This is a genomic window from Escherichia sp. MOD1-EC6162, from assembly GCF_002965125.1.
Lineage (GTDB): Bacteria > Pseudomonadota > Gammaproteobacteria > Enterobacterales > Enterobacteriaceae > Escherichia > Escherichia marmotae.
Window position 1 is genome coordinate 36,160 of sequence record NZ_PTSB01000021.1, and the last position, 17,831, is coordinate 53,990.

General features: G+C 52.6%; 24 protein-coding genes. 20 read left to right on the top strand and 4 right to left on the bottom strand.

What is annotated here, in order from left to right:
- The first annotated feature begins 2 nt into the window (after positions 1-2).
- The 4 genes from A9587_RS16840 (at position 3) to A9587_RS16855 (ending at position 3,967) form a co-directional block, all read left to right on the top strand.
- Complete coding sequence (locus A9587_RS16840) at positions 3-227, top strand: TraR/DksA C4-type zinc finger protein (RefSeq protein WP_105281927.1); 225 nt, start codon at positions 3-5, stop codon at positions 225-227.
- Positions 224-499 carry a DUF5405 family protein gene (locus tag A9587_RS16845; RefSeq protein ID WP_000027670.1) on the top strand — a complete coding sequence of 92 codons (276 nt, stop codon included), beginning with the start codon at positions 224-226 and terminating at the stop codon, positions 497-499. The genes A9587_RS16840 and A9587_RS16845 overlap by 4 nt, the downstream gene beginning before the upstream one ends.
- Positions 489-2,798, top strand: coding sequence for a replication endonuclease (locus tag A9587_RS16850; protein ID WP_105281928.1), 2,310 nt, complete (start codon positions 489-491; stop codon positions 2,796-2,798). The genes A9587_RS16845 and A9587_RS16850 overlap by 11 nt, the downstream gene beginning before the upstream one ends.
- Positions 2,799-2,920: 122 nt before the next feature.
- Positions 2,921-3,967: a DNA cytosine methyltransferase gene (locus A9587_RS16855; RefSeq protein WP_001533788.1), complete on the top strand. Its 1,047-nt coding sequence runs from the start codon at positions 2,921-2,923 to the stop codon at positions 3,965-3,967.
- Here the strand turns inward: A9587_RS16855 and A9587_RS16860 are convergent.
- From A9587_RS16860 to A9587_RS16875, 4 genes are all read right to left on the bottom strand, one after another.
- Positions 3,946-4,656: an MAE_28990/MAE_18760 family HEPN-like nuclease gene (locus A9587_RS16860; protein WP_227170932.1), complete on the bottom strand. Its 711-nt coding sequence runs from the start codon at positions 4,654-4,656 to the stop codon at positions 3,946-3,948. The two genes, A9587_RS16855 and A9587_RS16860, sit on opposite strands and share 22 nt — an antisense overlap.
- Before the next feature lie 19 nt (positions 4,657-4,675).
- A complete protein-coding gene (locus A9587_RS16865) occupies positions 4,676-5,827 on the bottom strand; it encodes a DUF262 domain-containing protein (RefSeq protein ID WP_105264058.1) in 1,152 nt (383 codons plus the stop codon).
- A 327-nt stretch (positions 5,828-6,154) separates the two neighbouring features.
- Positions 6,155-7,189, bottom strand: a complete 1,035-nt coding sequence (locus A9587_RS16870; protein ID WP_105281929.1) for a phage portal protein — start codon at positions 7,187-7,189, stop codon at positions 6,155-6,157.
- Positions 7,189-8,961 (bottom strand): terminase ATPase subunit family protein, encoded by a 1,773-nt coding sequence (locus A9587_RS16875; protein WP_000156861.1) that lies wholly within the window; start codon positions 8,959-8,961, stop codon positions 7,189-7,191. Before A9587_RS16875 ends, A9587_RS16870 begins: the two co-directional genes overlap by 1 nt.
- Positions 8,962-9,134: 173 nt before the next feature.
- On the opposite strand from A9587_RS16875, the gene A9587_RS16880 reads away from it, so the two are divergent.
- The 16 genes from A9587_RS16880 (at position 9,135) to A9587_RS16955 (ending at position 17,823) form a co-directional block, all read left to right on the top strand.
- On the top strand, positions 9,135-9,989 hold the full coding sequence (locus A9587_RS16880; protein WP_105281930.1) for a GPO family capsid scaffolding protein: 855 nt from the start codon (positions 9,135-9,137) through the stop codon (positions 9,987-9,989).
- Between the two features lie 58 nt (positions 9,990-10,047).
- Positions 10,048-11,121, top strand: a complete 1,074-nt coding sequence (locus A9587_RS16885) for a phage major capsid protein, P2 family (protein WP_001248551.1) — start codon at positions 10,048-10,050, stop codon at positions 11,119-11,121.
- Between the two features lie 3 nt (positions 11,122-11,124).
- Positions 11,125-11,868 carry a phage terminase small subunit gene (locus A9587_RS16890; protein WP_000203461.1) on the top strand — a complete coding sequence of 248 codons (744 nt, stop codon included), beginning with the start codon at positions 11,125-11,127 and terminating at the stop codon, positions 11,866-11,868.
- Positions 11,869-11,967: 99 nt separating this feature from the next.
- Positions 11,968-12,477: a head completion/stabilization protein gene (locus tag A9587_RS16895; RefSeq protein ID WP_000988633.1), complete on the top strand. Its 510-nt coding sequence runs from the start codon at positions 11,968-11,970 to the stop codon at positions 12,475-12,477.
- A complete protein-coding gene (locus A9587_RS16900) occupies positions 12,477-12,680 on the top strand; it encodes a tail protein X (RefSeq protein WP_000846409.1) in 204 nt (67 codons plus the stop codon). The genes A9587_RS16895 and A9587_RS16900 overlap by 1 nt, the downstream gene beginning before the upstream one ends.
- 3 nt (positions 12,681-12,683) lie before the next feature.
- Positions 12,684-12,965 carry a phage holin family protein gene (locus A9587_RS16905; protein ID WP_000123123.1) on the top strand — a complete coding sequence of 94 codons (282 nt, stop codon included), beginning with the start codon at positions 12,684-12,686 and terminating at the stop codon, positions 12,963-12,965.
- Positions 12,965-13,462, top strand: a complete 498-nt coding sequence (locus tag A9587_RS16910; RefSeq protein ID WP_001144101.1) for a glycoside hydrolase family 24 protein — start codon at positions 12,965-12,967, stop codon at positions 13,460-13,462. The genes A9587_RS16905 and A9587_RS16910 overlap by 1 nt, the downstream gene beginning before the upstream one ends.
- Before the next feature lie 14 nt (positions 13,463-13,476).
- Positions 13,477-13,902, top strand: coding sequence for a DNZ54_00345 family protein (locus A9587_RS16915; protein WP_063077934.1), 426 nt, complete (start codon positions 13,477-13,479; stop codon positions 13,900-13,902).
- Positions 13,890-14,315, top strand: a complete 426-nt coding sequence (lysB, locus tag A9587_RS16920; RefSeq protein ID WP_001490254.1) for an Rz-like lysis system protein LysB — start codon at positions 13,890-13,892, stop codon at positions 14,313-14,315. The genes A9587_RS16915 and lysB overlap by 13 nt, the downstream gene beginning before the upstream one ends.
- Positions 14,215-14,460, top strand: coding sequence for an Rz1-like lysis system protein LysC (gene lysC / locus A9587_RS25090; protein ID WP_230041674.1), 246 nt, complete (start codon positions 14,215-14,217; stop codon positions 14,458-14,460). Before lysB ends, lysC begins: the two co-directional genes overlap by 101 nt.
- Positions 14,423-14,890: a phage tail protein gene (locus tag A9587_RS16930; protein ID WP_000917141.1), complete on the top strand. Its 468-nt coding sequence runs from the start codon at positions 14,423-14,425 to the stop codon at positions 14,888-14,890. The genes lysC and A9587_RS16930 overlap by 38 nt, the downstream gene beginning before the upstream one ends.
- Positions 14,883-15,335 (top strand): phage virion morphogenesis protein, encoded by a 453-nt coding sequence (locus tag A9587_RS16935; protein ID WP_001001787.1) that lies wholly within the window; start codon positions 14,883-14,885, stop codon positions 15,333-15,335. The genes A9587_RS16930 and A9587_RS16935 overlap by 8 nt, the downstream gene beginning before the upstream one ends.
- A gap of 66 nt (positions 15,336-15,401) precedes the next feature.
- Positions 15,402-16,043: a phage baseplate assembly protein V gene (locus A9587_RS16940; protein ID WP_042028226.1), complete on the top strand. Its 642-nt coding sequence runs from the start codon at positions 15,402-15,404 to the stop codon at positions 16,041-16,043.
- On the top strand, positions 16,040-16,387 hold the full coding sequence (locus A9587_RS16945; RefSeq protein ID WP_000127163.1) for a GPW/gp25 family protein: 348 nt from the start codon (positions 16,040-16,042) through the stop codon (positions 16,385-16,387). The genes A9587_RS16940 and A9587_RS16945 overlap by 4 nt, the downstream gene beginning before the upstream one ends.
- A 4-nt stretch (positions 16,388-16,391) precedes the next feature.
- Positions 16,392-17,300 carry a baseplate assembly protein gene (locus tag A9587_RS16950; RefSeq protein WP_001121487.1) on the top strand — a complete coding sequence of 303 codons (909 nt, stop codon included), beginning with the start codon at positions 16,392-16,394 and terminating at the stop codon, positions 17,298-17,300.
- On the top strand, positions 17,293-17,823 hold the full coding sequence (locus A9587_RS16955; protein ID WP_105281931.1) for a phage tail protein I: 531 nt from the start codon (positions 17,293-17,295) through the stop codon (positions 17,821-17,823). Before A9587_RS16950 ends, A9587_RS16955 begins: the two co-directional genes overlap by 8 nt.
- The last annotated feature ends 8 nt before the right edge of the window (positions 17,824-17,831 follow it).

Below are 17,831 nucleotides of genomic sequence, written 5' to 3' on the forward strand. Positions count from 1 at the left end.
TAATGCAGGACAACGTAGATTTTATTCAGGAACAACAGGCTGAATTACTGGAGCGCCAGATTAACGCGTCAAGGGTAAAACATTTCGGTGCTTCTGCGCTGGTTTGCGAAGAGTGTGACGCGCCAATACCTGCTGCCCGTCGTGCGGCTTATCCGTCAGCCACGCGTTGTGTTTCCTGTCAGTCAGTCTTTGAAGCAAAAAACAAACATTACCGGAGAACGGCATGAGTATTCGTATTGAAATTGGCGAACGTTATGTCGTTACCAGTGACAGCTTTCAGTTTATTCTCCACGAGAAAAAGAGAGCGGAAAGCGGTAAAAACGCCGGTCAGGAATGGCTGGCGGTGGTTGGTTATTACCCGAAATTAAGCCAGCTCGTTTCCGGCATGATGCATCACGATATTCTGACCGGAAGCGCAAAATCTTTTGCTGATTTAAACGCGCAGGTTGAGCAACTCAGCAAGCGTTGTTCAGAGGCTTTTGGCTCACATGGCCGTTAAAGCCTCCGGGCGTTTTGTCCCTCCGTCAGCATTTGCCGCAGGCACCGGTAAGGCGTTTACCGGTGCTTATGCATGGAACGCGCCACGCGAGGCCGTCGGGCGAGAAAGACCTCTTACACGTGACGAGATGCGTCAGGTGCAAGGTGTTTTATCCACGATTAACCGCCTGCCTTACTTTTTGCGCTCGCTGTTTACTTCACGCTATGACTACATCCGGCGCAATAAAAGCCCGGTGCACGGGTTTTATTTTCTCACATCCACTTTTCAGCGTCGTTTATGGCCGCGCATTGAGCGTGTGAATCAGCGCCATGAAATGAACACCGACGCGTCGTTGCTGTTTCTGGCAGAGCGTGACCATTATGCGCGTCTGCCGGGGATGAATGACAAGGAGCTGAAAAAGTTTGCCGCCCGTATCTCATCGCAGCTTTTCATGATGTATGAGGAACTCTGCGATGCCTGGGTGGATGCGCATGGCGAAAAAGAATCGCTGTTTACGGATGAGGCGCAGGATCATCTGTATGGTCATGTTGCTGGCGCTGCACGTGCTTTCAATATTTCCCCGCTCTACTGGAAAAAATACCGTAAAGGACAGATAACCACGAGGCAGGCATATTCTGCCATTGCCCGTCTGTTTAACGATGAGTGGTGGACTCATCAGCTTAAAGGCCAGCGTATGCGCTGGCATGAGGCGTTACTGATTGCTGTCGGGGAGGTGAATAAAGACCGTTCTCCTTATGCCAGTAAACATGCCATTCGTGATGTACGTGCACGCCGCCAGGCAAATCTGGAATTTCTTAAATCGTGTGACCTTGAAAACAGGGAAACCGGCGAGCGCATCGACCTTATCAGTAAGGTGATGGGCAGTATTTCTAATCCTGAAATTCGCCGGATGGAGCTGATGAACACCATCGCCGGTATTGAGCGTTACGCCGCCGCAGAGGGTGATGTGGGGATGTTTATCACGCTGACCGCGCCGTCAAAGTATCATCCGACACGTCAGGTCAGAAAAGGCGAAAGTAAAACCGTCCAGCTAAATCACGGCTGGAATGATGAGGCATTTAATCCAAAGGATGCGCAGCGTTATCTCTGCCGTATCTGGAGCCTGATGCGCACGGCATTCAAGGATAATGATTTACAGGTCTACGGTTTGCGAGTCGTCGAGCCACACCACGACGGAACGCCGCACTGGCATATGATGCTTTTTTGTAATCCACGCCAGCGTAACCAGATTATCGAAATCATGCGTCGCTATGCGCTCAAAGAGGATGGCGACGAAAGAGGAGCCGCGCGAAACCGTTTTCAGGCGAAACACCTTAACCGGGGTGGTGCTGCGGGGTATATCGCGAAATACATCTCAAAAAATATCGACGGATATGCACTGGATGGTCAGCTCGATAATGATACCGGCAGACCGCTGAAAGACACTGCCGCGGCTGTTACCGCATGGGCGTCAACGTGGCGCATCCCGCAATTTAAAACGGTTGGTCTGCCGACAATGGGGGCTTACCGTGAACTACGCAAATTGCCGCGCGGCGTCAGCATTGCTGATGAGTTTGACGAGCGCGTCGAGGCTGCACGCGCCGCCGCAGACAGTGGTGATTTTGCGTTGTATATCAGCGCGCAGGGCGGGGCAAATGTCCCGCGCGATAGTCAGACTGTCAGGGTTGCCCGTAGTCCGTCGGATGACGTCAACGAATACGAGGAGGAAGTCGAGAGAGTGGTCGGCATTTACGCGCCGCATCTCGGCGCGCGTCATATTCATATCACCAGAACGACGGACTGGCGCATTGTGCCGAAAGTTCCGGTCGTTGAGCCTTTGACTTTAAAAAGCGGCATCGCCGCGCCTCGGAGTCCTGTCAATAACTGTGGAAAGCTCACCGGTGGTGATACTTCGTTACCGGCTCCCACACCTTCTGAGCACGCCGCAGCAGTGCTTAATCTGGTTGATGACGGTGTTATTGAATGGAATGAACCGGAGGTCGTGAGGGCGCTCAGGGGCGCATTAAAACACGGGCTGAGAACACCAAATCGTCAGCAGAGAAACGGAAGCCCGTTAAAACCGCATGAAATAGCGCCATCGGCCAGACTGACCCGGTCGGAACGATTGCAAATTACCCGTATCCGCGTTGATCTTGCTCAGAACGGTATCAGGCCTCAGCGATGGGAGCTTGAGGCGCTGGCGCGTGGGGCGACCGTAAATTATGACGGGAAACAATTCACGTATCCGGTTGCTGATGAGTGGCCGGGATTTTTACAAACAGAAATTGTTTTTGGGATTAATAAGTTATCTCTAAGCTAAGACGCTCAAAGCAAGAGATTATTTTACTGTACGTAGCCATCTGGAATTGTGGCTGTGTTAAAACGCTCGAGATTTTTTGGATATCCAGTTATACTCCGCTTAGAAATCATTCGGAGACTAAGATGGCGGTAAAAGTTGTTGATCTTTTTTGCGGTGCTGGCGGTTTAACGCACGGCTTACATTTGGCCGGATTGGACGTTGTCGCAGGCATTGATTTAGAAGGTGAGTGTCGTGTTGCATACGAAAGCAATAATGATGCACTTTTTATTGAAAAAGATATATCTCTGGTGACAAAAGATGAAATCGAAAATCTTTTTGAAGGGGCAAGTGTTAAAGTATTGGCCGGATGTGCACCTTGTCAGCCATTTTCTAAATATACTCAGGGAAAAGATAAAAAAAATGATAAAAAGTGGCCGTTATTATATGAGTTTGAACGTTTAATAAAAGACACGAAACCAGAAATAGTTACAATGGAAAACGTTCCTGATGTGACAAAACATTCTGTCTATGATGATTTTTATAATACCTTAATAGCATTGGGTTATTATGTTTGGGCAAATAAGATTGAATGTGTAGATTTTGAGGTTCCGCAAAACAGAGTGAGGCATGTATTACTCGCATCTAAATTTGCGCCGATTTCTCTGATGAAACCACAAACATCGGTAAAGCTGACAGTTAGGGATTGCATTGGTAATTTACCTTCGATTGAAGCGGGACAAGCAGATCCAAAAGACCCTCTCCATAAGGCGAGTAGATTGAGTGAAATTAATCTCAAACGTATTCTACATTCAAAACCGGGGGGGACATGGAGGGATTGGCCTGCTGAATTAATCGCTTCATGTCATGCCAAGAAAAGTGGGCAGGGATATGCCAGTGTTTATGGTCGTATGTCTTGGGATAAACCGAGTCCAACGATAACTACACTTTGTTATGGTTTTGGTAATGGACGTTTTGGTCATCCCGAGCAGCATCGTGCAATCTCACTTAGGGAAGCAGCATTACTTCAAACGTTTCCTGTTACATATTCATTTACCCAACCGGGCGAGCCGATCAAAATGAAAAATGTCGGGCGTATGATAGGTAATGCTGTTCCTGTAAACTTAGGTAAAGCGATTGGTCTTTCAATAGTACATCATTTGAAAGAGTTTCACCCCGCCGCTCTTAAATAAGCCTGAGTATCAAGATAAGTTTGTATATTTTCAAGGATGCAGTTGAGATAATGAAAAACTTCATCCTTCATTTCTGTTAGTGTATCAATAGATGTATCTCTGCCTTTGTTTCTAAATGATTCAGAACCATGAGCAAGGTCGTTTCTGGCCTTTTTTATTGGAAGTAAATTGCAACCATTTCGCGTTATTTCTGAATCTGTATCTGCTGAGAAGCCATATTTTTCAGCGACTTCTCTAATTTTTCTAGCATCAACATTTCCAGAAAATAACGGATTTTTATTTGATTGGATAAGTTTTTTGTGAGCGTTTAGCCACTCTTTAAATATAACTTTTGCAATGTTCCCTTGTGAGAAATCTATTTTCCCATTTGGTGATTGTAAACTATGAAATGCTACTCTTGTAAGGTTTTCATTTACAGTATCTGCACATAATGATTCATTAGACATTAAAACATTATGAATGTCTTCTATTGCATTGGAAATGGTTGCTTCAATGAGATTGTACAATATAATAAATGCATTAGCCTTTAAAATATGAGTCATATCAATATCAATGGGTTGTTGTATAGGCGCATCGCTTGTATTCTCTTTATAGACTAGAGATGGTTTTTTGTTTATTAGTAACTGAATGAATGAGAAGTATTCATTAATATCTTGCATTCTTTCTTGGAAAAGAATTTTACTTGTCATCTCCTCCATTTACTTGGCCTCACTCCATATTTTCATCTTCATCTTCATTTTCATCTTCGTCGACAATATTTTCTGGAATGTCTTTCCCAAGCAACTTGTTTTTTACATATTCAATGCGTGCTTTAACTTTGGGTTTAGAGTTGCTGGCATCTGAACGTGTGTGCGTGATAAACTCTTTCGAGTTGATCCAGTCATCAATATTTTTAGGAACTAAATTGGGTTCTTCCTCTAGTGCTAATGTTGCACCGACGGCAAGAGCTTCGAAACGAATCCTAGGAACAGTGGTGGCGTTTTTCACCTTTCTGAAACCATTTGGGAAATGTGTATTAATGAATTGGCACATTTTATGAAATTTTTCCGCCAGCATAGCTGCGTTTTCATCTGTATATTCGGCATTTTTACGTTTTAAATAGGTTGTAAGAAATTCATCAACGCTTTTTCTGAAATCAAGATATTCTTCAGTGTAGGCAAAGTAGCGTAGTGCCAATTCTGGATATTCAGAGCGACGTTTTCTTGCATCTCCCAAAGGACAGATGCTATGAAATAGAGGATCTTCGGAAATTTCATTGATAAATGCAAGGAATGGCCCATCATGGCTACCTTGCCGTTGTTCCATTGTTGTTAGTTTTTTTCCGCCAGTATTCAGACGGTCAAAAATTTCCCTTCTTGTCTCTTCGTCACAATGTTCTGTAAGTTCAATCATTCGAATAGTTTTTCTATCAAAACGTAGGCGACGGGGAGTACTGAAATCAGAATATTTAAAACCATTGGCTGTGACTAATTTCTGCAGGCCTTCAAGAGTTAGTTTGTTATTGGTAAATTGGTGTAGGGTTCTTATTCGTTGGCTACCGTCAACAATTTCAAGTCTACCTTCATTTTCACCTGAACCAATATCGGCAACGAATATGTAAGGTATAGGAAGATTTAAAAGCAGAGATTCAATGAAACGGGATTTTTGCTTGTTGTTCCAGATAAACTCCCTTTGGTAGTCAGGTATAAAAAGCTCTGCCTCATCTTCTTCAAGACCATTCTGAAATTTGTCCACAATAACACTTATCGGGAACTCACGTATTTCATGGTCAGTGATTTTTTGCATTTCAACTATGCTTTGATCTAAAAGCTCCTTTTCTTCTTTAGTTTTTGGGGTATGTTCTGCTTTTTTTCTCGCCATGAGCTTATTATCCTACTATGCGTGTGATTGCATTAAATTGCATGTTAAACAAAAGCATAATCTATATCAGTCAATCAGCCAGTGGCAAGGTGTTGTGATTACAATGCAACTGCATTAGAACCGACTCATGAAGCGGGCGGGCGAGGCGGGGAAAGCACTGCGCGCTGGCGGTGGTGCTGATTTTATTTTTTCAGCGTCTCAGCGCGTCGTAATGGCGTTTAGATTGTGCGCCGGGGCGCTGGTGTGTCTGCGGGCTGTTTTGCGCGGAGGTGAGCGTGTGAGGGCGTGCTGACGGGGTGTAAAAAAGCCGCCCGCAGGCGGCGATGTTCAGCCGTTGTCAGTGTCCAGTGAGTAGTTTTTAAAGCGGATGACCTCCTGACCGAGCCAGCCGTTTATTTCCCGAATCCTGTCCTGTAGCGGGATAAGTTCATTGCGGACAAAGACCTTTGCCACTTTCTCAATATCACCCAGAGACCCGACGTTTTCCGGCTTGCCGCCCATCAACTGAAAGGGGATGCGGTGCGCATCCAGCAGGTCAGCGGCGCTGGCTTTTTTGATATTAAAAAAATCGTCCTTCGTCGCCACTTCACTGAGCGGGATAATTTTAATTCCGTCGGCTTTCCCCTGCGGGGCATAGAGAAACAGATTTTTAAAGTTATTGCGGCCTTTCGACTTAACCATGTTTTCGCGAAGCATTTCGATATCGTTGCGATCCTGCACGGCATCGGTGACGTACATGATGTATCCGGCATGTGCGCCGTTTTCGTAATACTTGCGGCGGAACAGCGTGGCCGACTCATTCAGCCAGGCAGAGTTAAGGGCGCTGAGATATTCCGGCAGGCCGTACAGCTCCTGATTAATATCCGGCTCCAGCAGGTGAAATACGGAGCCGGGCGCGAAAGGTGTCGGCTCGTTGAAGGACGGCACCCACCAGTAAACATCCTCCTCCACGCCACGGCGGGTATATTTTGCCGGTGAGGTTTCCAGTCTGATGACCTTACCGGTGGTGCTGTAACGCTTTTCCAGAAACGCATTACCGAACACCAGAAAATCCAGCACAAAGCGGCTGAAATCCTGCTGGGAAAGCCACGGGTGCGGGATAAACGTTGAAGCCAGAATATTGCGTTTGACGTAAATCGGTGAGCTGTGATGCACGGCAGCACGCAGGCTTTTTGCCAGACCGGTAAAGCTGATTGGTGGCTCATACCATCTGCCGTTACTGATGCATTCGACGTAATCCAGAATGTCACGGCGGTCGAGTACCGGCACCGGCTCACCAAAGGTGAATGCCTCCATTTTCGGAGCGCTGGCGGTGATTGTTTTTTCCGCAGGTTGCGGTGTTTTCCCTTTTTTCTTGCTCATCAGTAAAACTCCAGAATGGTGGATGTCAGCGGGGTGCTGATACCGGCGGTGAGTGGCTCATTTAACAGGGCGTGCATGGTCGCCCAGGCGAGGTCGGCGTGGCTGGCTTCCTCGCTGCGACTGGCCTCATAGGTGGCGCTGCGTCCGCTGCTGGTCATGGTCTTGCGGATAGCCATAAACGAGCTGGTGATGTCGGTGGCGCTGACGTCATATTCCAGACAGCCACGGCGGATAACGTCTTTGGCCTTGAGCACCATTGCGGTTTTCATTTCCGGCGTGTAGCGGATATCGCGCGCGGCAGGATAGAACGAGCGCACGAGCTGGAACACGCCGACACCGAGGCCGGTGGCATCAATTCCGATGTATTCGACGTTGTATTTTTCGGTGAGTTTGCGGATGGATTCAGCCTGAGTGGCAAAGTCCATGCCTTTCCACTGGTGACGCTCAAGTATTCTGAATTTGCCACCGGCCACCACCGGCGGTGCCAGCACCACGCATCCGGCGCTGTCGCCACGGTGTGACGGGTCGTAACCAATCCAGACCGGGCGGGAGCCGAACGGATTGGCGGCAAACGGCGCATAGTCTTCCCATTCTTCCAGCGTGTCGACCATGCAGCGTTGCAGCTCCTCGAACGGGAACACCGACGCCTTGTCGTCAACAAATTCACACATGAACAGGTTTTTAAAATCGTCGGCGCTGTTTTCGCGTTTAAGCTGCTCAATGTCGAACAGCGTGCAGCCACCTTTCAGGGCGTCCTCAATGGTGACAATCTGCCGCCACTGGCCGTCCGCACAGAGAAGCCCACCGGCAAGGGCGTTATGACTGACGTCGATTTCCACGCGTTCGGCGGCGCTGGCGCGTCCCCGGTTGAACAGTTCACCTGACCAGAACGGGTAGGCGTCGTGCGCCAGCGTGGACGGGGTGGAGAAATAGGTCGAGCGCAGGTGACTCTGTGAGGCCATACCTGATGCCACCTTACGCAGTACCTGAAAATTCGGGATCCAGAAAATCTCATCGACGTACAGGTCGCCGTTATGGCTCTGCGCGGTGTTGGAGTTGGTGCCGAGAAAAATCAGTTTTGCGCCGTTATTGCCCAGGACAATCGGGTCACCGGTAAGGTCAACGTCCACCAGACGGGCAAAGGCGATGATGTATTCGCGGAACACATACGCCTGCGTTTTACTGGCCGACAGAAAAATCTGGTTATGACCGGTTTTCAGGGCGCGCAGCAGTGCCTCGCGGGAAAAATAAAACGTCGCGCCAATCTGGCGGGATTTCAGGATATCGCGGATGCGGTGCTCAAGCCCGGCGCGATACCAGTGCAACTGATAGTCGAAAGACTGCTCAAAGAAAATCTGCTCCAGCTTTTCGATGGCCTCGTCACTGAAAAAATTCTTTTTCGGTTTGCGACGCCCGCCTTTGTTGCGGTTAGCGACGTTCGGATTAAGGTCTGCCTCGTTGCCGGTCTGGCTGTAGCGGTTTACCCGTGCCAGTCGTTCAATCTGGCGTCCCAGCAGGTCAATTTCCTTGAAGTCACCGCCGGTTTTCTGCGGTTTGATGATGAGCTGGGTCAGCCGCGCTTCCAGGCTCATTTCGACACGGCTGATGGGGGCAACGCTGTCCCAGCCGTCGCGCTGTTTCCAGCTCTGCACCGTCGGGCGTTTCATCTGCAACATGGCGGCAATCTGCGGCACGGAAAACCCCTGCCAGTACAACAGCGCCGCCTGACGACGCGGGTCGTGTAAAAGAGTGGTGTCTGTGGTGATGGTCATGAATACCTCGCCGTGATGAATACACGGCAAGGCTACTGAGTCGCGCCCCGCGATTCGCTAAGGTGCTGTTGTGTCAGTGATAAGCCATCCGGGACTGATGGCGGAGGATGCGCATCGTCGGGAAACTGATGCCGACATGTGACTCCTCTAATCACTATTCAGGACTCCTGACAATGGCAAAAAAAGTCTCAAAATTCTTTCGTATCGGCGTTGAGGGTGACACCTGTGACGGGCGTGTCATCAGTGCGCAGGATATTCAGGAAATGGCCGAAACCTTTGACCCGCGAGTCTATGGTTGCCGTATTAACCTGGAACATCTGCGCGGCATCCTGCCTGACGGCATTTTTAAACGTTATGGCGATGTGGCCGAACTGAAGGCCGAAAAGATTGACGATGATTCGGCGCTGAAAGGCAAATGGGCGCTGTTTGCGAAAATCACCCCGACCGATGACCTTATCGCGATGAACAAGGCCGCGCAGAAGGTCTATACCTCAATGGAAATTCAGCCGAACTTTGCCAATACAGGCAAATGTTATCTGGTGGGGCTGGCCGTCACCGATGACCCGGCAAGCCTCGGCACGGAATACCTGGAATTCTGCCGCACGGCAAAACACAACCCCCTGAACCGCTTCAAATTAAGCCCTGAAAACCTGATTTCAGTGGCAACGCCTGTTGAGCTGGAATTTGAAGACCTGCCTGAAACCGTGTTCACCGCCCTGACCGAAAAGGTGAAATCCATTTTTGGCCGCAAACAGGCCAGCGATGACGCCCGTCTGAATGACGTGCATGAAGCGGTGACCGCTGTCGCTGAGCATGTGCAGGAAAAACTGAGCGCCACTGAGCAGCGCCTTGCTGAGATGGAAACCGCCTTTTCCGCACTTAAGCAGGATGTGACTGACAGGGCGGATGAAACCAGTCAGGCATTCACCCGCCTGAAAAGCAGTCTCGACCACACCGAAAGTCTGACCCAGCAGCGCCGCAGCAAAGCCACCGGCGGTGGCGGTGACGCCCTGATGACGAACTGCTGACCGGCGTCAGTCAGTCCGGGAAAACCTTCACGATTAACCCTTAATTTCAGGAAAAACTATGCGCCAGGAAACCCGCTTTAAATTTAATGCCTACCTGTCCCGTGTTGCCGAACTGAACGGCATCGACGCCGGTGATGTGTCGAAAAAATTCACCGTTGAACCGTCGGTCACCCAGACCCTGATGAACACCATGCAGGAGTCCTCTGACTTTCTGACCCGCATCAACATTGTGCCGGTCAGCGAAATGAAAGGGGAAAAAATTGGTATTGGTGTCACCGGCTCCATCGCCAGCACCACCGACACCGCCGGTGGCACCGAGCGTCAGCCGAAGGACTTCTCGAAGCTGGCGTCAAACAAGTACGAATGCGACCAGATTAACTTCGATTTTTATATCCGCTACAAAACGCTGGACCTGTGGGCGCGTTATCAGGATTTCCAGCTCCGTATCCGTAACGCCATTATCAAACGCCAGTCCCTTGATTTCATCATGGCCGGTTTTAACGGCGTGAAGCGTGCCGAAACCTCTGACCGCAACAGTAATCCGATGTTGCAGGATGTGGCGGTCGGCTGGCTGCAGAAATACCGCAATGAAGCCCCGGCGCGCGTGATGAGCAAGGTCACTGACGAGGAAGGCCGCACCACCTCTGAAGTCATCCGCGTGGGTAAGGGCGGTGATTATGCCAGCCTCGATGCACTGGTGATGGATGCGACCAACAACCTGATTGAGCCGTGGTATCAGGAAGACCCTGACCTTGTGGTGATTGTGGGGCGTCAGCTACTGGCGGACAAGTATTTTCCCATCGTTAACAAAGAGCAGGACAACAGCGAAATGCTGGCCGCTGACGTCATCATCAGCCAGAAACGCATCGGTAACCTGCCGGCGGTACGCGTCCCGTACTTCCCGGCGGATGCGATGCTCATCACGAAGCTGGAAAACCTGTCCATCTACTACATGGATGACAGCCATCGTCGCGTGATTGAGGAAAACCCGAAACTCGACCGCGTGGAGAACTACGAGTCAATGAACATTGATTACGTGGTGGAAGACTACGCCGCCGGTTGTCTGGTGGAAAAAATTAAGGTCGGTGATTTCTCCACACCGGCTAAAGCGACCGCAGAGCCGGGAGCGTAACCGATGACGAGTCCCGCACAGCGCCACATGATGCGGGTCTCGGCAGCGATGACCGCGCAGCGGGAAGCCGCCCCGCTGCGACATGCAACTGTCTATGAGCAGATGCTGGTTAAGCTCGCCGCAGACCAGCGCACACTGAAAGCGATTTATTCAAAAGAGCTGAAGGCCGCGAAAAAACGCGAACTGCTGCCGTTCTGGTTGCCGTGGGTGAACGGCGTGCTGGAGCAGGGCAAAGGTGCACAGGATGACATTCTGATGACGGTCATGCTGTGGCGTCTGGATACCGGCGATATTGCCGGTGCGCTGGAGATTGCCCGTTATGCCCTGAAGTACGGTCTGACCATGCCGGGTAAACACCGCCGTACCCCGCCGTACATGTTCACCGAGGAGGTAGCGCTTGCGGCCATGCGCGCTCACGCTGCCGGTGAGTCTGTGGATACCCGCCTGCTGACGGAGACCCTTGAACTGACCGCCACGGCTGACATGCCTGATGAAGTGCGCGCAAAGCTGCACAAAATTACCGGTCTGTTTCTGCGTGACGCTGGTGATGCCGCCGGTGCGCTGGCGCACCTGCAACGTGCGACACAGCTCGACTGCCAGGCAGGCGTCAAAAAAGAGATTGAACGACTGGAGCGGGAGCTGAAACCGAAGCCGGAGCCGCAGCCAAAAGCGGCCACCCGCGCCCCGCGTAAGACCCGGAGCGTGACACCGGCAAAACGTGGACGCCCGAAAAAGAAAGCCAGTTAACAACCGAATGCGCCCCGCGCCAGGGCGGCACGCCGGTCAGTGACGGTGAATCACCTGACACTGCACCGGCGTCCACCGCCCGACTTTTCAGAGGTAGTCATGATGACGCTGATTATTCCGCGAAAGGAGGCTCCCGTGTCCGGTGAGGGTACGGTGGTTATCCCGCAACCGGCAGGCGACGAGCCGGTGATTAAAAACACGTTCTTTTTTCCCGATATCGACCCGAAGCGCGTCCGGGAACGTATGCGCCTTGAGCAGACCGTCGCCCCCGCCCGTCTGCGTGAGGCCATCAAGTCAGGCATGGCTGAAACGAATGCGGAGCTGTACGAGTACCGCGAACAGAAAATTGCTGCCGGTTTTACGCGTCTGGCGGACGTTCCGGCGGACGACATCGACGGTGAAAGCATCAAGGTTTTTTACTACGAGCGCGCCGTGTGCGCGATGGCGACCGCGTCGCTTTATGAGCGTTATCGCGGCGTGGATGCCAGTGCGAAAGGCGACAAGAAGGCTGACAGCATTGACAGCACCATTGATGAACTGTGGCGGGATATGCGCTGGGCGGTGGCGCGTATCCAGGACAAGCCGCGCTGCATCGTGAGTCAAATCTGATGAAGACCTTTGCGCTACAGGGCGACACGCTCGACGCCATTTGTGTCCGGTATTACGGGCGCACTGAGGGCGTGGTTGAGACCGTGCTCGCCGCAAATCCGGGACTGGCTGAACTGGGTGCGGTGCTGCCACACGGCACCGCCGTCGAACTGCCCGACGTTCAGACCGCGCCCGTGGCTGAAACTGTCAATCTTTGGGAGTAACGCATGACAGCAGAAGAAAAAAGCGTCCTGTCGCTTTTCATGATTGGGGTGCTGATTGTTGTCGGCAAGGTGCTTGCCGGTGGTGAACCCATCACCCCGCGTCTGTTTATCGGGCGCATGTTGCTCGGTGGTTTTGTCTCGATGGTTGCCGGTGTTGTTCTGGTGCAGTTTCCTGACCTGTCACTGCCTGCGGTGTGCGGCATCGGCTCCATGCTGGGTATCGCCGGTTATCAGGTGATTGAGATTGCCATTCAGCGCCGCTTTAAGGGCAGGGGGAAACCGTAATGCCGGTAATTAACACGCATCAGAATATCGCCGCCTTTCTCGACATGCTGGCCGTGTCCGAAGGGACGGCGAATCATCCGCTGACGAAAAACCGGGGCTATGACGTGATAGTCACCGGACTGGACGGGAAGCCGGAAATTTTCACTGACTACAGTGACCACCCGTTCGCGCATGGCCGACCGGCGAAGGTGTTTAACCGTCGCGGTGAAAAATCCACGGCCTCCGGTCGCTATCAGCAGCTTTACCTGTTCTGGCCGCACTATCGCAAACAGCTTGCCCTGCCGGATTTCAGTCCGTTGTCACAGGACAGGCTCGCCATTCAGTTGATCCGCGAACGCGGTGCACTGGATGACATCCGGGCGGGACGCATTGAGCGCGCCATTTCACGCTGTCGCAATATCTGGGCGTCCCTGCCGGGTGCCGGTTACGGTCAGCGTGAGCATTCACTGGAAAAACTGGTCACCGTCTGGCGTACCGCCGGCGGTGTACCAGCTTAAACGGAGTAAACACCATGAAGAAATTATCCCTTTCACTGATGCTGAATGTGTCGCTGGCGCTGATGCTGGCACTGTCCCTGATTTACCAGCAGAGCGTGGCCGTCAATTTTGTCGCCGCCTGGGCGATTCTGGCGACGGTTATCTGTGTGGTTGCCGGTGGTGTCGGCGTGTATGCCACTGAGTATGTGCTGGAACGCTACGGGCGGGAGCTGCCACCGGAATCGCTGGCCGTGAAGATTGTCACGTCGCTGTTTTTGCAGCCGGTGCCGTGGCGCAGACGGGCGGCGGCTCTGGTAGTGATGGTGGCGACGTTTATCTCGCTGGTCGCTGCCGGGTGGATTTTTACCGCGCTGATTTATCTTGTGGCGTCGCTGTTTTTCCGGCTGATACGTAAAGCCTGTCGTCAGCGTCTTGAGGGGCGGGAACTATGTCAAAGCTGATGATTGTGCTGGTCGTGTTGTTATCGCTGGCGGTGACCGGTCTGTTTCTGGTGAAACACAAAAATGCCAGCCTGCGCGCCTCGCTGGACAGGGCGAATAACGTCGCCAGTGAACAGCAGACGACCATCACCATGCTGAAAAATCAGCTTCATGTTGCCATCACCAGGGCAGACAAAAACGAGCTGGCGCAGGTGGCACTGCGTCAGGAACTGGAGAACGCGGCGAAGCGTGAAGCACAGCGCGAGAAAACCATCACGAGGTTACTGAATGAAAACGAAGATTTTCGCCGCTGGTACGGCGCTGGCCTGCCTGATGCTGTGCGCCGGTTGCACCAGCGCCCGGCCTGCACCGACGCCAGTGATTGTCGCCAACGCCTGCCCGAAAGTGAGCCTTTGCCCGATGCCGGGCAGTGACCCGGAGACGAACGGCGATTTAAGTGCCGATATCCGACAGCTTGAGAACGCGCTGGCACGCTGTGCCAGCCAGGTAAAAATGATTAAACACTGTCAGGACGAAAACGATGCTCAAACCCGACAGCCTGCGCAGGGCGCTGACTGATGCCGTCACGGTGCTGAAAACTAACCCCGATATGCTGCGGATATTCGTGGATAACGGGAGTATTGCCTCCACGCTGGCGGCGTCGTTGTCATTCGAAAAGCGTTACACGCTCAATGTCATTGTGACCGACTTTACCGGTGATTTTGACCTGCTCATCGTGCCGGTGCTGGCGTGGCTGCGGGAAAATCAGCCCGACATCATGACCACCGACGCAGGCCAGAAAAAGGGCTTCACGTTTTATGCAGACATCAACAATGACAGCAGCTTTGATATCAGTATCAGCCTGATGCTGACCGAGCGCACGCTGGTCAGTGAGGTTGACGGCGCACTGCATGTGAAGAATATCCCGGAACCTCCGCCGCCGGAGCCGGTCACCCGCCCGATGGAGCTGTATATCAATGGCGAACTGGTGAGTAAGTGGGATGAATGAGTTTAAGCGTTTTGAAGACCGGCTGACCGGACTTATTGAATCGCTGTCACCGTCAGGGCGTCGGCGACTGAGTGCCGAACTGGCGAAACGTCTGCGGCAGAGTCAGCAGCGTCGGGTGATGGCACAGAAAGCCCCGGACGGCACACCCTACGCGCCACGCCAGCAGCAGAGCGCCAGAAAAAAGACCGGTCGTGTTAAGCGAAAAATGTTTGCGAAACTTATCACCAGTCGTTTTTTGCATATCCGTGCCAGCCCGGAACAGGCATCAATGGAATTTTACGGAGGGAAGTCACCGAAAATCGCCAGCGTGCATCAGTTCGGTCTGTCGGAAGAAACCCGGAAAGACGGTAAGAAAATTGATTATCCGGCGCGTCCTCTGCTCGGCTTTACCGGTGAGGATGTGCAGATGATTGAAGAGATTATCCTGGCTCACCTTGAGCGTTAGTTGTGCCATTCCCGACACCTCATCGTCACATTGCCGCCGGTATGACCCGGCGGCATCCTTCCCGTTATGAACACTCTCGCAAATATTCAGGAACTCGCGCGCGCACTGCGCAACATGATTCGTACTGGCCTTGTCGTCGAAACCGACCTTAAAGCCGGTCGCTGCCGTGTGCAGACAGGTGGCATGTGCACCGACTGGCTTCAGTGGCTGACCCATCGTGCCGGTCGTTCGCGCACATGGTGGGCACCTTCCGTGGGGGAGCAGGTGCTGATTCTGGCCGTGGGTGGTGAACTCGACACGGCGTTCGTTCTGCCGGGGATTTATTCCGGCGATAACCCCGCGCCGTCTGCGTCGGCGGATGCCCTGCATATCCGTTTCCCTGACGGGGCGGTGATTGAGTATGAACCTGAAACCAGTGCACTCACGGTAAGCGGAATTAAAACGGCCAGCGTGACGGCTTCTGATTCTGTTACCGCCACGGTGCCGGTGGTCATGGTGAAAGCATCAACCCGCGTCACCCTGGACACACCAGAGGTGGTCTGCACTAACAAACTGACTACCGGCACGCTGGAAGTGCAGAAGGGCGGGAAGATGCACGGCAACATCGAGCATACCGACGGGAAATTCACGTCTAACGGCGTTCAGGTGGATAACCACGGTCACGGTGGTGTTAAGTCAGGTGACAACTGGACGCAGGGGACAAAATGACAGCGCGTTATCTCGGAATGAATCGCAGTGATGGCCTGACTGTCACTGACCTTGAGCATATCAGCCAGAGTATCGGCGATATCCTGCGCACACCGGTCGGCTCACGGGTGATGCGTCGTGATTACGGCTCGTTGCTGGCGTCAATGATTGACCAGCCGCAGACCCCGGCGCTTGAGTTGCAGATTAAGGTCGCCTGTTACATGGCCGTGCTGAAATGGGAACCCCGCGTCACCCTGTCATCCGTCACCACGGCGCGCAGTTTTGACGGGCGAATGACGGTCACGTTAACCGGCCAGCACAACGACACCGGCCAGCCACTTTCGTTAACCATCCCTGTGAGTTGAAACCATGCCGATTATCGACCTGAACCAGCTACCCGCACCGGATGTGGTCGAGGAGCTGGACTTTGAAACCATTCTTGCCGAACGCAAGGCGACACTGATTTCCCTTTACCCGGAAGACCAGCAGGAGGCGGTCGCCCGTACCCTGACGCTGGAATCTGAGCCTCTCGTCAAACTGCTGGAGGAAAATGCTTATCGTGAGCTTATCTGGCGTCAGCGTGTGAATGAGGCTGCACGGGCGGTGATGCTGGCCTGTGCCGCCGGTAATGACCTTGATGTGATTGGTGCCAATTACAACACCACACGCCTGATTATCACCCCGGCAGATGATTCGACCCTCCCGCCGACACCGGCCGTGATGGAATCTGACACCGATTATCGTCTGCGTATTCAGCAGGCGTTTGAAGGTTTAAGCGTCGCCGGGTCGGTGGGGGCCTATCAGTATCATGGTCGAAGTGCCGACGGGCGTGTCGCAGATATCTCTGTCACCAGTCCTTCTCCGGCCTGCGTCACCATCTCTGTGCTGTCACGTGAAAATAACGGTGTGGCATCCGAAGACCTGCTGGCGGTGGTGCGCAACGCCCTTAATGGTGAGGACGTCAGACCGGTGGCCGACCGTGTGACCGTGCAGTCTGCCGTCATCGTTGAATACCAGATAAATGCCACGCTTTACCTTTACCCTGGCCCCGAAAGCGAACCCATTCGCGCTGCCGCCGTGAAAAAACTGGAAGCGTACATCACGGCACAGCACCGGCTTGGGCGCGACATCCGTCTGTCTGCCATTTATGCCGCTTTGCATGTGGAAGGCGTGCAGCGTGTCGAACTGGCTGCACCGCTGGCCGACATCGTGCTCAACAATACGCAGGCGTCTTTCTGTACCGAATACAGCGTCGTGACCGGAGGCTCGGATGAGTGATTCGCGACTGCTGCCGACCGGCTCATCACCGCTTGAAGTCGCTGCCGCAAAAGCCTGTGCGGAAATTGAAAAAACGCCGGTCAGGATTCGTGAGTTGTGGAACCCGGACACCTGCCCGGCAAATTTGCTGCCGTGGCTGGCGTGGGCGTTTTCGGTCGACAGGTGGGATGAAAAGTGGCCGGAAGCGACAAAACGCGCCGTTATCCGCGATGCGTATTTCATTCACTGCCATAAGGGCACTATTGGTGCGATTCGCCGTGTGGTGGAGCCGCTCGGCTATCTCATCAACGTGACGGAGTGGTGGGAAAACAGCGACCCGCCCGGCACCTTCCGGCTTGATATCGGCGTACTGGAAAGCGGCATCACGGAGGAGATGTATCTGGAAATGGAACGGCTGATTGCCGATGCCAAACCTGCAAGTCGTCACCTTATTGGTCTGAATATTACCCAGGACATCCCCGGTTATCTGTTTGCCGGTGGTGTGGCTTATGACGGCGATGTTATTACGGTTTACCCAGGATAAGTGAGGAA